11 protein-coding genes are annotated in these 14,854 nt (G+C 55.6%); 5 read left to right on the top strand and 6 right to left on the bottom strand.

All coding sequences use genetic code 11. The annotated features are described in order from the left end of the window. Positions 1-240: 240 nt before the first annotated feature. On the top strand, positions 241-1,194 hold the full coding sequence (locus tag RQ935_RS07205; RefSeq protein ID WP_311497783.1) for an Abi family protein: 954 nt from the start codon (positions 241-243) through the stop codon (positions 1,192-1,194). A 146-nt stretch (positions 1,195-1,340) separates the two neighbouring features. On the opposite strand, the gene RQ935_RS07200 is transcribed toward RQ935_RS07205, so the two are convergent. Next, the gene (locus RQ935_RS07200; protein WP_311497782.1) at positions 1,341-2,960 is read right to left on the bottom strand and encodes an ATP-binding cassette domain-containing protein; all 1,620 of its coding nucleotides are present in this window, start codon (positions 2,958-2,960) and stop codon (positions 1,341-1,343) included. 437 nt (positions 2,961-3,397) lie between these two features. Here RQ935_RS07200 and RQ935_RS07195 point away from each other — a divergent pair, with 437 nt between their 5' ends. Next, positions 3,398-5,068, top strand: a complete 1,671-nt coding sequence (locus tag RQ935_RS07195; protein ID WP_311497781.1) for a proline-rich domain-containing protein — start codon at positions 3,398-3,400, stop codon at positions 5,066-5,068. A 45-nt stretch (positions 5,069-5,113) separates the two neighbouring features. Here the strand turns inward: RQ935_RS07195 and RQ935_RS07190 are convergent, their stop codons facing one another. Together RQ935_RS07190 and RQ935_RS07185 are read right to left on the bottom strand one after the other, a co-directional pair. Continuing rightward, positions 5,114-5,551, bottom strand: coding sequence for a hypothetical protein (locus RQ935_RS07190; RefSeq protein ID WP_311497780.1), 438 nt, complete (start codon positions 5,549-5,551; stop codon positions 5,114-5,116). Positions 5,552-5,788: 237 nt separating this feature from the next. After that, entirely contained in the window at positions 5,789-6,529 is a 741-nt protein-coding gene (locus tag RQ935_RS07185) for a hypothetical protein (protein ID WP_311497779.1), read from the bottom strand. Positions 6,530-6,650: 121 nt separating this feature from the next. On the opposite strand from RQ935_RS07185, the gene deoC reads away from it, so the two are divergent. Next, positions 6,651-7,298 carry a deoxyribose-phosphate aldolase gene (deoC, locus tag RQ935_RS07180; RefSeq protein WP_311497778.1) on the top strand — a complete coding sequence of 216 codons (648 nt, stop codon included), beginning with the start codon at positions 6,651-6,653 and terminating at the stop codon, positions 7,296-7,298. A gap of 53 nt (positions 7,299-7,351) precedes the next feature. On the opposite strand, the gene RQ935_RS07175 is transcribed toward deoC, so the two are convergent. After that, positions 7,352-9,070 (bottom strand): phospho-sugar mutase, encoded by a 1,719-nt coding sequence (locus RQ935_RS07175; RefSeq protein ID WP_311497777.1) that lies wholly within the window; start codon positions 9,068-9,070, stop codon positions 7,352-7,354. Positions 9,071-9,365: 295 nt separating this feature from the next. Between RQ935_RS07175 and RQ935_RS07170 the strand changes: the two genes are divergently transcribed. Then, a complete protein-coding gene (locus RQ935_RS07170; RefSeq protein WP_311497776.1) occupies positions 9,366-10,652 on the top strand; it encodes a thymidine phosphorylase in 1,287 nt (428 codons plus the stop codon). 58 nt (positions 10,653-10,710) lie between these two features. On the opposite strand, the gene deoD is transcribed toward RQ935_RS07170, so the two are convergent. Then, positions 10,711-11,433, bottom strand: coding sequence for a purine-nucleoside phosphorylase (gene deoD, locus RQ935_RS07165; protein WP_311497775.1), 723 nt, complete (start codon positions 11,431-11,433; stop codon positions 10,711-10,713). Positions 11,434-11,589: 156 nt separating this feature from the next. Here deoD and RQ935_RS07160 point away from each other — a divergent pair, with 156 nt between their 5' ends. Further along, on the top strand, positions 11,590-12,921 hold the full coding sequence (locus tag RQ935_RS07160) for a DUF2254 domain-containing protein (RefSeq protein WP_311497774.1): 1,332 nt from the start codon (positions 11,590-11,592) through the stop codon (positions 12,919-12,921). 25 nt (positions 12,922-12,946) lie between these two features. Here RQ935_RS07160 and treZ read toward each other — a convergent pair whose 3' ends face one another. After that, a complete protein-coding gene (treZ, locus tag RQ935_RS07155; protein WP_311497773.1) occupies positions 12,947-14,854 on the bottom strand; it encodes a malto-oligosyltrehalose trehalohydrolase in 1,908 nt (635 codons plus the stop codon).

The following is a 14,854-nucleotide window of genomic DNA, read 5'->3' as shown; positions in this document are numbered from 1 at the left end:
AATACCTCTTAGACATATCCCCAATCCTCTCAAAAACAGGTAGGAACAAAACCCAATACGCTTCATTTCGCGCTCAAACTATATGAGGCACCACACCGCCCTCGCGCTCAAAATACATAAGGTACGCCGCGGTATTGTTTTTTCCGTTACTATCGCTTAAAATGACGTTATCAAGACCGGTTCCGCCCGTGAGGGTCCAGGGCCGGTCCTCATCGTTTCTGCGCCGAGTAGGAGTTCGTGATGCCACAGTCTCGCTCTACTCCTCAGGTCAAGCAGTTCAAAACCCATAGCGAGCAAATAGCTTTGCTGCGTGAGCGTGGAATGCTCATCAAATCTGATTCTAAAGCGTTCAGGTTACTTGAACAGGTGAATTACTATCGTCTCTCGGGATATTGGTATTCATGGCGCAAACTACTTGAAACGGGAGAACGCGCCGATAGTTTTATTGCTGGCACGACATTGGCTGATGTGGTTGCTGTTTACATATTTGACTGCAAGCTTCGTGAGGCTGTCTTTACCTGTCTCGCTCCGATAGAGCTTTCAGTGCGTTCTATGCTTGGGCATGAACTTGGTCGCATCGACCCCTTCGCGCATCTACACCCAGATAGTCTCGGTCTCGTGGCGCGAGCATCTGACAGTGAGGGGTCGTCTTCTGGACACCAAAAGTGGCTGGAACGTTATAAAAAAGAGCTACGCGCATCGCGTGAAGATTTCGTGGCCCACCACAAGAAGAAGTATGGTGGCAAGCTTCCAATCTGGGCTGCTGTGGAAGTTATGGATTGGGGCTCGCTGACTTTCCTGTACCAATTAGCTCCCATCGGCGTGCGAGACACGATGGCTGCTCGTGTAGATTTGAATGCTGCACAGTTCGGTTCATGGCTGAAAGCACTAAATATATTACGCAACTATTCAGCTCATCACGCGCGTATGTTTAACAGGGTTTATGCCATCAAACCACGGCTACCTAGAAAAGGTCGGCACCCCGAACTAGACATGATTGCAGACGTGGTAAACCGAATTTTTGGTCAACTAACCTTAATCCAATATCTTCTCGTCAACCTTGACCTTGGAAACATCGCCCTTCTTCCTGAGCTCCTCGAACAGTACCCGCAGGTCAAGCCGCTACCAAGAAGTCACCTTGGCATGCCAAATAATTGGCAAGAAAATCCTCTTTGGGCAACCAGAACTGTCTAGTCTTTCCGATAGGACCTCTGTCGCTCGCTCCATAAATAAGCCAGAACGCATACTAACCCCGACCTTTTGCGGTAGTACTAGGCAAAAACCCGAAATAAAGACACATAAAATGTTACTTAAGCCTAACGTTTAGCCTTATCAGAGCATTACTGGATGTGAATCGTCGAGCCTCGCCAATGGTCGATGAGCCAGCGGTCATGACTGGCGATAATCAGCGTACCTTTCCACTCGCTCAGCGCATCTTCCAAGGCCTGCATACTGTCGAGGTCGAGGAAATTGGTCGGCTCATCGATGATGAGGATGGCAGGGGCTGAGGCTAGGGCTAGGGCGATTTGCGCGCGGCGTTGGTTACCCGCAGACAGTTCGGGGATAGGGGTTGCCCACATTGCGGGGTGCAAGATTCCTTTCCCAGCTTTGCCGATTCCCCCTCTCCAGACGTCGGTGGTGAATCCAAAATCGCGGATTCTCGGTAAATGTTGGGGCACCAGGCTAACTGCTTTGTCGCGCGTGATGGTTCCGCTTGCCGAGGCGCCGTGGGGGGGCTGTCCAGAGTTTATCCAGTTCAAGAGTGTGGATTTCCCCGACCCGTTGGCGCCGGTGACCAGCAGGTGCTCGCCATAAACGACATCGAAACTGAGTGGCGCGAGGCGCTGTTCCACGCTTGCCTGCCTTACAGATACCGCCACCCCGGCGCGCTTGGCGGGCTGTGCAAACGCGAAGGACAATTCATAGTTACGAGGTTTGCGCACTTCTCGCGCCGCTAAGGTGTCCAAGCGCTGGTCGTCGTTTCGTATCCGACGTGTGGCGGTCGCGGCGGCACGGTCGGCAAAAAACTTCTTCGCTTTGCCTTGAGCGCTGGCGAGCCGCACACCTCCACGAGAGATTTTTCCCGCCGCCTGCCGATGCCTCCGCACCTTACGCGCTTCATCTTGCTGGGCAGCGTGTAGTTCCACGTACTTGGTGCGGGCACGGGCTTTTTCAGCCAGATAGTCGGAGTAAGCCCCCGCGCAACGGTAAAGACCTGCGGTTTCGCCCGCCCCTTCGGCCTTCGCCAAAGCATTGAACACCTCCACGTCCATATCGTAAATCACTGTGGCGGTGTCCTCGATGAAAGCCCGATCATGGCTGGCCATCAGGACCGGACCGCCCCAGCTATTGACCGTTTGCGTCAGAAAACTGAGCGCCTGAGCATCGAGATGGTTGGTAGGTTCATCCAAAATCAACACTACCGGTTTCAAGATGAGGGTCGCCGCTAAATGCAGCCTGCCGCGTTGACCGGGAGACAATCGGGACAGCTCCCGGTTCCGCCCCGACCTTGTGAAAGACATCAAGTCCAGCCCGGCCAGCACTTCGGCCACCCGAGCGTCGAGCGACCAAATATCAAAACCCGTCATCTGAGCCAGCAGCTGGTCATATTTTCGCTCCCACTCGCCAAGTGCGCCGCCCTCGCCGATTCGCGAAGTTACCTCCGCAAACTGGTCGGCTACGGCTCGAAGTGGACGCAGCGCGACGTCAAGGTAGTCGCTGACGCTACCATCAAACTGTTCGACGTTGGGAACCCGGAAGCGCTCCCTTTCGGTTACCTCGACTTTGCCCCGCTGTGCCAGCAGATCGCCCGAAGCGATACGCAGCAGCGTAGTCTTGCCGCACCCGTTGGGTCCGACCAGGCAGGCGCGCTCACCATCGCTGACGTGCAAAGTGACATCATTGAGCACCGGGACAGTTGCATAGGAAAAAGAAATATTAACGAGGTTGATGACAGGCATAGTAATCTCCAGGACGCAAGAATTTAACGGGAAGCGTCTCAGCGGGGCTGAGCAGAGATTACTTGGTCATCGGAAGATATCTCCTCGATAGAAAGGGTGGGCGAAGGGCCAACCCCAATTTTAGCTCACTGCTTTCACGTCAGCTACCGTTTTTTCTAGGCGCTGGCGTCCCTGTCACAAGGGCGGTTCTGTCGCGTTCGAAGTTGCGGATGCGGTGGTGAAGGGCGGTTGTTGGCTGGGTATGTTCGGGGTGCTTTTGTGTTGAAATATGGGCGGTGGTAGTCCCGAAATCGCCTGTTTAGATGCATAAAATGTTTTATTGTAGCTGTGTGGTTCTCTGAGGAACACGCAGGGCTCGCTGGCTTTTTGGGCTCTCAAATCCCTGCGAGGGTGAATCGTCAAAGACGCGAAAAGATAGAAATAGGAAAGACACGGCAATGACTTCTGAGCAATACCCCGGTTTCCCTCCCAACGGCGTCCCCAACGGGGTACCGCCGCAGACGCCCAACGGAGTCCCGCCACAGGCTTCTGAGTCGGTGCCCTCCGCTTACTCAAACCAGGGGACGGCACCCCAGAACCAACCGGCAGCGCCAAATGGGTCGGCCTATCAGGCACCTCCGGGATACGCGGCGGCGAATGGACAGCTGACGGCGACTCTCGTGAAAAAGACACGCCGAGGGCTGGTGATCGGTATTGTTGCTAGCTCGCTGGTTCTCGTGTTGGCAATTACGCTCTTTATCCTGTTATTCTCCGGGGCTCGTTCCGTTCCTGGTGGTTCCAAGGCAGCGAGCGAGGCCGATAAGAGTGATGTCACGGGGCTGACCCAGTCCGAGAAAGAACCGGAACTCATAGGCATGGGCAATACCCCAGGCAAGGACTACATTTTTGCCGGGGATACGCTTGTGGCCACGGATTACAAGGAGGTTTGGGCTTTCAGCCTCAGCACGCAGAAAGAGGTTTGGCGCAGTGCGGACCCGATAGAGGAACTGGATTGCGACTCCCCGTCCGACACCTGGTTTTACCACACGTATGGATCTTTCAGCACTAACTCCAACTATGCACTCTTGCTCTGCTCTCCCAATGATGAGACAGAAAGCTATGTCGTGATTCCCGCCAAAGATGGCAAAGTTGCTACCAGCGGGAAACTCGAATCCGAGGAGGATTCAACTTTCGCGGGCATACTCAAGGATGACAGCCTTGTGACCTGCGAGAATAATGAGCTTATTCATTACGCCGGCGTGGCCAGTACCGAAAAGAAACTATGGAGCCAGCCGGTGAAGTACTGCAGATACTACTTCTTCTCTGAGCTTGATTCCGGGTGGATTAAAATGCTGAGGGATGGACCGGGAGGAGGACACTGGAACCACTTTTGGGGCGATTTGTTTAACTTGCAGGATGGTTCACAACCTCCTGCTGCCCGGGCTTTCGCCGACACGATTGAGGACCTGGATGAAGATGCCTATTCCTTCACCCCGCTGGGAAATGGCAACTTTGCCGTGGAGTACTACACAAAAGCAGGAGAAGACGAAGACTCAAAGGGTCATGTTGTCCTTCTGGACGCGAAGGGCAAGCCGATTTCCCAGACCTATGATGACGCATTCATCACGTCGAGTATTGAGACAGGGGTAGTTTTGTTGGCTATCGACGATCCAAACGACTTCAAGGTGACAAAGAACATACGTCTCGACCCCGCAACCGGCAAGGAACTCTGGACCAACCAGGATGCCAAGATCGGTATGATAATCGGGACGGATAAACAGTTCATTTGGGGGCAATGCGAAGTCCAGAACAAAGCTGAGGATTCGGAGTATAGGACCGCAGTCCTTGACACCAACACTGGCAAAACTGTGATGGCGGATGATTCTAGCGATGCGCCATGGATTTACCGCACCGAAAACGGTTTCATAACTGAAGTCAACACTGATACAGAAACCAAACTGAAGGCCCACGTCTGGAAGGACGGAAAATTCACCGAATTGTGGAGCAAGACGTACAAAAATACTACTAATTTTGCAGACTATCAGCATCGACTCTACGCCATCTCTAATTCCTCAGATGCGGGCAAAGGCGGGATCGTGGGCTACCTCGGTTACGAATCGGGCAACTAAGCGCGAGCCACCCGGTGCGCCCCACTAGCCAGTCCCCTGGGGGTGCTAGTTTTCGCTAGGCGCCTCGGGGTCGGGGGAAGCCGCGGATTCTTTTGGAGCTTTCGGGTGGCGTTTGTCGAGGTAGTGTGCGCCACAGGAAGCGATGACGAGCAGGCTGAAAATATTCCACGCAAATGCGGCAAAGCCGGAAAGAGGCTCGTTTTCTTGAGATGTCAAAAATGCGATTCCGAGAAGCACAGCAAGCAGCACGTCAACTACGTAAACCCATGGTCGGTTTATGTTCGCGGTTTGTTTCCCCGCCAGAACGCTCGCCATTATCAGTACTACGAAAGACATGACCGCCCACCATCGAGGGATGACCGGCTCTCCCAAAACCTTAAATAGAACAGCCGACGTGGCAATACCGAGAATGACAATGATTGCTAACGTCGTGAACCGCGACACTTTACTATGCTGATTGGCTAATTTTTTCACAAGTGGCATTTTCCCATTTCGATTTCTATAGCTCAAGGGGGGGCGGTTCGGGATTCTGCGAGGACTATCGCACAAGTGTGGTCGCGGTGGGTTAGCTTTACTTGCGCTAAATTTACCTTTACTTATTGGGGAAAATGGCGATAATAAGTAAAGGTAGAGAGGGTGCGTGCTGATGATTGTTTACGACGGCCTGATGCGCAGGCTCAACGCAAAGGGCCTCACCAAGATTGGAATCGAAAAGAGCGACTACGCGCCCTTCCGGGTACCCTCTATGACTTTGATTTTGTAAACCTGGCCGAGCCGGGCCGGGGAGGACATTTCGGGTTCAGTGCCGCTGATGGTGCCGTCAAACCAGACCGTGACGGTTTTCCCCGTGAGGCCCGTGGCATCTACGGTTTTTCCGTCTTTCGTATAATCCGAGTTATCGACCGGCAAAGCAATCGGTTTGAGACTGGTCACGTCTAACTCGGGCCGGTTTTGTCCCCTCGTAAAGATCCAGGCATATTCCGGCGGCACCTGCACCACCTGCACCATGAGCCTATCCGTGTCGCTTTCCTTTACTTCAGCGCGGAAGTTGGCGACACCTTTGGGCATAAGTGTCGAGTTCATGGCGATGTCTTGGAAAAGAATCCAGCGTTCGCCCCTCTTTACGTTCAGGTAGCCGGGTTCCCAAGTTTGATATTCAAATCCCGTCCCAAAGTTTGATTCATCATCTGCGCTGGGGGTTTTCGTCACGTCGACACTGGTACGAATCGTGCCGTCAGCAGTTCCGCACTTCATCCCGCTGTTGACGTAGCCGGTGTCTTTATAAACGTCGCCCCGGACCTGGACCATCGGTGGCAAAGCGCCGGGGGTGTCCGCAGTGTTGGTAGGCGTATCTGTGGCTTTCGTAACCCCCGTGGCTGTCGTGACATCCCCACTGCCGGCACACGCCCCCAGCAGACCCACGCTTAACAGCAAGATTACCGCGAAAATAAGATGTTTCATGGGTGCCCCTTCCCGCCCCCGATTTTACCAAAAGCTCAACCTTTGCGACGTCTCAGCGGGCTGTTCGGGGCGGTCTTGGCGTATAATCGCTGGAAAGCAGTTTCAGACACTTGGAGGATTCATGGAAAAAGCGCAGCTAGCGGCCATGGTTGATCACACTTTGTTAAAGCCGGAGGCAACCCGCTCCCAAGTCGAAGCACTGGTGGCGCAGGCTGTTGAGTTAGGGACTTATTCCGTGTGCGTTTCCCCCAGTCAGGTGCCCCTCAAGGTCCCGGAATCACTCAAACTCTGCGTGGTTTGCGGTTTCCCCTCCGGTGCTCATGCGACAACTACGAAGGCAGTCGAGGCTCGTGAAGCCGTGGCAGCAGGTGTAGATGAAGTTGACATGGTTGTCAACCTGTCGTGGGTGAAGGACGGGCTGTGGGACCTGGTGCGCTCTGACATCGCGGCGGTAAAGAAAGAAGTGCCCGCCCCGAAACTGTTGAAAGTCATTATCGAGTCCGCGGCACTGACTGATGAGGAAATCGTGAAGTGCTGCCAGGCTGCCCAGGCTGCCGGAGCTGACTTTGTGAAAACCTCCACCGGCTTCCACCCCGCTGGCGGGGCTTCCATCCACGCGGTTGCGTTGATGCGCCAAACTGTGGGGGACACGATGGGAGTGAAAGCGTCGGGTGGAATCCACACCGGAGCCGAAGCACTCGCGATGGTAGAGGCCGGAGCCTCACGCTTGGGACTGTCGGGAACCCGCAAAGTCCTGGAAACGCTCTAACGCGACCATAAAACCTTTTGAAACCACCCTTGTCGGACCCGCGAAAACGTGTCTCAGGGCGCGTCAAACCCTAAAACTTCGCGCAAATCCGTTTTGATGGCCTCCAAACGTTGGTGGGCCTGGGCTTTTGCTGTCACAAGGGTCTGGGTGGTGACTGCTGGTATCACCACTTGCAGGTAGCACTTTAACTTTGGTTCGGTTCCGGAGGGGCGCGCGACCACGCGCGATCCGGAAGCCGTGCCAAAGAACAGCGCGTCCGTAGGCGGCAACTCCCGCAGATGGTCCCACCCTGACGGCACGGAGGTGTGCAGCTCATCAGGCATCGAATTGGTGGACAAGTCGTGGCTAAACACGATGGGTTCCCCACCGAAATCCGTCAAACCGCGAGTCCGCAGGCGACGCATTCCCTCACTAATCAAGTTCACATCCGCTACCCGGAAGGTTAGCGGTGTGGTGACATAAAGCCCGTGAGTTAGGTAGATTTCGTTGAGCTTATCGTCAATAGTTCGGCCCTGCGCTTTCAACATGGCGGCGATTTCACACAGTTTCACCGTGGCGCTGATACCGTCCTTGTCGCGCACGCTGTCAGGATCGCAGCAATTGCCGATGGCTTCCTCGTAGCCAAAAATCAGTCCCGGAGTGCGGGCAATCCACTTAAAACCTGTCAGGGACACCATCGGAGTGACTCCGGCTGCCGCGGCCACCCGGTCCAACAGTTCTCCCGAGACGAGAGAACGAGCTACCGTGGCTGACGAACCCCGGCGGCCTTGACACAGGTAATACCCCAGCAAAACCCCCGTTTCGTCCCCGCTCAACTGGCGCCAACCCCCTGGTGAGTCCGGGTCAGGAATCGCCGCCGCGCAACGATCCGCGTCCGGATCATTGGCGACAATCAAATCCGCGTGTTTTTCGCGAGCCAACGCCATAGCCATCTCGAGCGCCCCGGCCTCTTCCGGGTTGGGGAACGGAATAGTCGGGAAATCCGGGTCGGGTTCACGCTGCGAGGCGACGGGAAACACCTCGCTAAATCCGGCTTGAGCTAACACAGCTTCGCAAACTTCAGCCCCGACCCCGTGCATCGAAGTCAGCACCAGCCGCAAATCCCGCGGGGAATCAGCGCTAACCAGGCTCGCCGTGCGCTGAATGTAGCGGGTAAACAAATCCTCGTCAATGAAACCCCAACCCGACTCGGCGCAGGGCACCTCCCGCGCCGGCGGAGCAGCCTGAATTTGGGCAAAAATCCTCGAGTCCCAAGGTGACACGAGTTGTGCCCGACAACCCGAACCGGTGACGACTCGCCCTCCCAGGTACACCTTGTAACCGTTGTCTTTCGCGGGATTGTGCGAGGCCGTCACCATCACCCCGGCATCAGCGTGATACTGGCCCATCGCGTAGGCCAGCAGGGGGGTGGGGCAAATATGGGGCATCAGCAGGGCTTTTCCACCGGCTGCCGTAATCACTCCCGCCGTCGTGCGGGCGAAGTCGGCAGAACGATGCCGAGCGTCGAAACCAATCACCACCAGGAAGTCATCCCCGACGGCTGCTCGCAGGGCCGCGGCCAGCCCCCAAGTGGCGCGGCGAATCACCGCCGTGTTCATCCGGGCTGGTCCGGGCCCCATTTCCCCGCGCAGACCGGCGGTGCCGAACGCGATTTCTGACTCGAACGCCGCGGCAAGTTCAGCTTTTGCCGCGGGACTATCCGTGTCGAGCAGGCGTTGCAGAGCTTCCCGGTCGCGGGGATCGGGGTCATTTTCCAGCCAGTCCATATACATCTGCCAGTCCCCCCTCCAAGCGAGCTTTTCCCATGTTATGTTCTGAAATCCAAGGATATCCCCGAAATGCAGAAATTAACACGTGGTACGTGTTCGCTAAAACCGGTCGAGGAACAGAATCCCTCCCCCGAAACGCCTCCGAAAACACCTGAGTCTGGGTAAATTACTAGCCGATGAATCTGGCTGGTCTGGACAGCTGACGCTGTTCATACTCGGTCGTTGGGGGCGTGTTCAGGAAAACGTGGCTGGAATCTTTGGGCCGGAATTTTGAGCCAAAGGCCCGGAAAGGAAAATCATGGTGGAACCTTTTGACACTGTCGATGTGATTCGGACCAAACGCGATGGTCAGGAACTGTCTACCGCTCAGATTCAGTGGGTCATCGATGCCTACACCCGCGACTGGGTCACCAGCGAACAGATGGCGGCCCTGGCGATGGCGGTGTTCCTCAAGGGCATGAACCAGCGCGAAATTTTCGACTGGACCCAAGCGATGATTGATTCCGGGCAACGCCTGGATTTTGGCTCCCTGCCGCGTCCCACCGCGGATAAACATTCCACCGGCGGGGTGGGGGACAAGATCACCTTGCCGCTAGCGCCGCTGGTGGCAAGTTTCGGCGTGGCCGTACCGCAGCTTTCCGGGCGCGGCTTGGGACACACGGGCGGCACCTTGGACAAGCTGGAGGCCATCCCCGGCTGGCAGGCCGAGCTGAGCAATGAGCGGATTACCGAGATTCTGGGAACCGGCTGCGGGGCGGTCGTGTGTGCGGCCGGGGCAGGGCTGGCTCCCGCCGACCGGAAACTCTATGCGTTGCGGGACGTGACCAGCACAGTTGATTGTGTCCCGCTGATTGCTTCCTCGATTATGTCAAAGAAGATTGCGGAAGGCTCCGCCGCCCTGGTGTTGGATGTCAAGGTCGGTTCCGGGGCTTTCATGAAAGAGCTGTCTCAAGCCCGCGAGCTGGCGCAAACCATGGTGGCTTTGGGCAAAGATGCCGGCACCCATACGGTGGCTCTGCTCACCGATATGTCGACTCCACTAGGTCGGGAAGTCGGCAATGCGGGGGAAGTCGCCGAAGCGGTGGAAGTCCTGGCTGGCGGGGGTCCCGCCGACGTGGTGGAGCTCACGGTCGCTTTGGCGCGAGAAATGTTGACGGCCGCGGGTCAGCCCGATGCAGATCCGGGAGCGGCTTTGGCTTCGGGTGCCGCGATGGACACTTGGCGGGAAATGATTCGGTCCCAGGGCGGAGACCCCGACGCGCCCCTGGCTTCGGCTCGGGAACACTGCGAAGTGAAAGCGGAACGCAGCGGTGTACTGAGCCGCCTGGATGCGCTGGCGGTCGGGGTGGCATCGTGGCGTACCGGTGCCGGGCGAGCCCGTCCGGGCGAGGCGGTGTCCTTGGGAGCGGGAATAACCCTGCATGCCAAACCGGGCGACCGAGTACAGGCAGGTCAAACCCTGTTTACCCTGCACGCTGATGAACCGCAGCGTTTTGAGCGGGCGCTGGCAGCGCTACAGGGCGGCTGGGAGATTTCCGACACCTTTGCCGGGGTGGGGCCTTTGATTATTGACCGGATTGCCTAGGGAGTTCCCTTAGTTTGGGGGTTCCGCAGGTTCAGAAGGCCGTCAGTGCGGCAGGTCGTTAGCATAAGGCGGCCGCGGTGGCTAGGGTCAGGGCGTTAGCGAACTTCGTTTCGCGTTGCTCCGGGGTCATGTCCTGAGAATGGTCTAGCAGACTATCCGAGACGGTCAGCACCGTCAGAGCCTCACGACCGAACTCGGCAGCAACTCCATAGAGAGCGGCGGTTTCCATCTCGAGGGCGAGTGTGCCGTAGGCGCGCAACCGTTCCAGCAAACCCGGAACCTTGAAATAGAAATGATCCTCAGAGAACACGGTCCCGACATGAACCCGGTCGCGGTCAGCCTCGGGCAGTTCGTCAACCGCTTTCATGGCGGCCGATAGCAAGGACCACGAGGCACACGGAGCAAAGGCAATCTCGGGGAAACGTGCCACGTTGATGTGAGAGTCAGTGTGGGCGCTCATGGCCACCACCGTGTCCCCGACCCCGGCCAAGGGAGAGATAGAACCGCAGGTACCAACCCGAATAATGCGCTTCACATCAAAGAACTTGAACAGTTCTGTGGCATAGATAGTCAGAGAGGGCTGACCCATTCCCGACCCCATCACCGACAGCGGCTTGCCCCGGTAGGTGCCGGTGAAGCCCAGCATGGAACGCACATCGGTGACCAATTTGGCGTCACTCATCAGGGTATGGGCGATTTTTTCGGCTCGTTTCGGGTCGCCTGGCATCAATACGGCGGGAGCGAAATCCCCGGGCTCGGCAGCGATATGAGGGGTAGACATGGAACCTCCTGGTTGGATATCAATATGCGATCAAATCATTGTAATGGCTTTGCCCTTTTCATTAGGGCGGTTTAGGAACAGTTAAGGGGTACCTGCGGGGTTTCTAGCGTATGAATGAGCTCACTTTCGACTCGGATACTGCGATAGGGTGGAATCGTGAGTAACACCGAAGTACCCAAAAGTGAGACGAAAGATGAACCCGTAGTCTATGGCCATTGGCTACCTGAAGTTCCTCGCTGGAACTGGTGGAAACGATTTTGGACGCGATTTTGGGCGATTCCCCTGGCTCTCAGCGCCGCGGCAATAGTGGCTGGTTTGGTTATTCCCCAAATCGATAGGGCGGTGGGTCAGTCCCTACCGTTCCTGTTCGAAGGCGGTCCCGATGGGGCTCGTAGCGTGCTCACCACTATCAGTAGCGCCATGATTTCGGTCACTGGCCTGGTGTTTTCCGTCACTATGGTGATTTTGCAACTGGCGTCCAATCAGTTCACCCCACGTATTCTGGAATCGTTCCTAGAAGAACGCATTACACAGACCACCCTCGGGGTTTTTGCCGGAACGTTCCTTTATGCGTTGACGGTGTTGCGCTGTGTGCGCAGTGAAACTGATACGGATGCCGGGTTCGTTCCCCAGATCGCCACCAGCTTGGCTTTCCTGTTGGTTATTGTCAGCGTGGGATTTTTCCTCGCTTTCATTCACCACATCACCACCTCTATCCGGGTCACGAACGTAATCCGAGATCTGTCGCGACGCACTATTGACACCATGGACTGCATGATTCCGGGAGGCTCAACGATCCAGCCTCGCCAGGGCGCTCGGGAATGGAACCCCCCGCGTGACGGTGCGGTCACCCCGATTGTGTTGGACCAGGCTGATGACCGTCTCAGCGACATCGACTACCCTTACCTGGTGAAACTGGCTGAAACGCTTGACACCACTATTGAACTCACCACGCAAGTTGGCTCCTATCTCGGAGCGGGCACCCAGGTCGGCGTGGTTTATGCCGACGTTGATGAGGCGGTACTGACGAAAATCCAAAAAGGCCTGATTCTCTCCCCCCAACGTTCCCTGCGCCAAGACATCGGCTTTGGTATCCGCCAGCTTGTCGACATTGCCAGCCGGGCCCTGTCTCCGGGCATCAACGACCCCCTGACCGCGGTGGAAGCCATCAACGCCCTGCACACCATCTTGATAAGGGCGGTAACCCGACAGACTCCGGTACCTTACGTGACTGACAAAGCGGGTACGATCCGTCTGGTTTACCGTCCACAAACCGCCGATGAACTGGTGGAACTGGCGGTCACTGAGATTGCGGTGTGGGGAGCGGGAGCGGTCATCGTTCCCGAGCAGCTGCGCCGTATGCTGGAAATCCTGCACGGCGTGGCTCGTGAGGAATATCGGGACACCCTCAATCGGATGACGGAACTGGTCAATGAACTTGACGAAACCCCAGGTCATGCCCGCGCCACCAATCCGGCAGAGAAATAGCTTTTTCATTCAAAGGTTCTCTGCTTTAGAGAGTCGAGTCAAGCGAAACAAATATTTGAGATACCTTCGAAGCCTCCGGGGAAGATTCGACATCAGCGGAATATTTAGATGTTCCTTCGGCGTAATCGTTCCAGTTCAAGAGAATATTCTGTGGAATTGCTGCTGATGGGGATCCGAAGTTAACTTCTACCCTCAGCCCGAGGCTACGTAGAATCAACACCTCGTTCTCCCAAAATGCTTCTCCATGATAGGGCGAGCAATCTAGCGTCTGATGGTGAACATCGTAGAATAAAAATTCGCCGGCCTGTGCCCGGTGTCGCAGAGCAATCAAATCATGGTACCAGTTACGAAAGGATCGACCTCGGTCAGTTTCTGATTCCTGCCAGTTGAGCTTGGAATTCTGGAAAGTGGATTCTGCAGTAGGATCGGGCAATTGCGCTGGTATTTTGAAAATAGAGTGTGTACCGTCATTCCGTTCTGTGCCGATGTCCCATGCGGCAGCGAATTCCTGTAACCGTCCTGCACGTAACTTTTGTGCGTTCTGTTCATCTAAAGGATCAGAAAAAAACTGGAATGGTGTGGTGGCACCGTACTCTTCGCCCATGAACAGAAGAGGAGTAAACGGGGATAGCACTGTCAACGCCGCCAGAGCTGCTGCGGCGGCAGGGGAAATATAGGATGCCGGGCGGTCTCCAAAAGGACGATTCCCAACTTGATCGTGGTTGGAAGAAAACACCACGAAGTGATTCTGCTTCACCTCTCGAGGCACAGCTTGTCCCCAATGTTTCTTTCGGAAAGACGAATAGGTGCCGTTGTGGAAATATGTCTTATTGATAACTTTCACCACAGCGTGGCGGTTAGCAAAATCAGAGTAGTAACCATGACTTTCTCCGGTGAACAAACCATGTAGGGCATGATGAAAGTCATCGTTCCACAGTCCGTCTAAACCGAGTGTGTCAAGCAAGGACACCTGGTTTAAATCGGACTCTGCAATTAATGTACGCGGCCAGGTCTCTGGCTCACTCAGTGTCTGCACCTTAGCTGTGATGGCGTCCATAAGTCGTTTTCGTCCTTCGGCAGAAATGGCATGAATTGCATCCAGACGCAGTGCATCGATTCCGAAAGCCTCCAACCACCACAATGCGGCATCAGACAGATACTCCACCGGTTCCCCGGGTTGGCTCAGGTCAAACGCGTTTCCCCAGATAGTTGGCTCAGATAAAAAATAAGGTCCGAATTTGCCTGCATAGCACCCAGAATTACCCAAGTGATTCAAAACTATGTCTAGGCATACCGCGAGTCCTTCTCGATGCGCGGCGGCCACAAACTGAGCTAAATCGTTGGGTCCTCCGTAACTCGCCTGTACAGCAAAGGGAAGTACCTGATCGTAACCCCAACCTCGGCTACCTTCGAAAGCCGCCACCGGCATAATTTCCACTACTTCCACGCCAATATCCCGTAAGTATGAGAGTTTTTCTTGGGCGGCCCGAAAAGTACCTCCGGAGGTGAAAGTTCCCACGTGAAGTTCATAGAACACCTTGCCTAAGCAGTTCAGGCCAGTCCACTTCCCATGGTCAAGATGGGAAGGAAGCCACACTTCAGACCAGGAATGCACTCCTTCCGGTTGGAAGCGTGAACGCGGATCAGGGAGCGGTTTCTCTCCGTTTAGGCTAAATCCATAGAGACTTCCGGCAGGTAAATCGTGGAGAGCTTCCCACCAACCATTTGATTTGGATTTCATAGTTTCTCGGATGCTTTGCCCCCTGAAGGCCGCATCGGTTGTAACGTCTTTGTAACGCGCAGACGCGAGGAGAGCGCCGGATCGAACCACCAATTCGACGTGACTCGACCGAGGTGCCCACACTCGTGGACGGAAGAACGATGATTCAGCTAGATGAGATTGCGGCACTTTATTAAAAAACGGTTTGCCCAT

Source organism: uncultured Mobiluncus sp. (assembly GCF_963511525.1).
Lineage (GTDB): Bacteria > Actinomycetota > Actinomycetes > Actinomycetales > Actinomycetaceae > Mobiluncus.
This window is presented reverse-complemented; position numbering and strand designations above follow the sequence as displayed.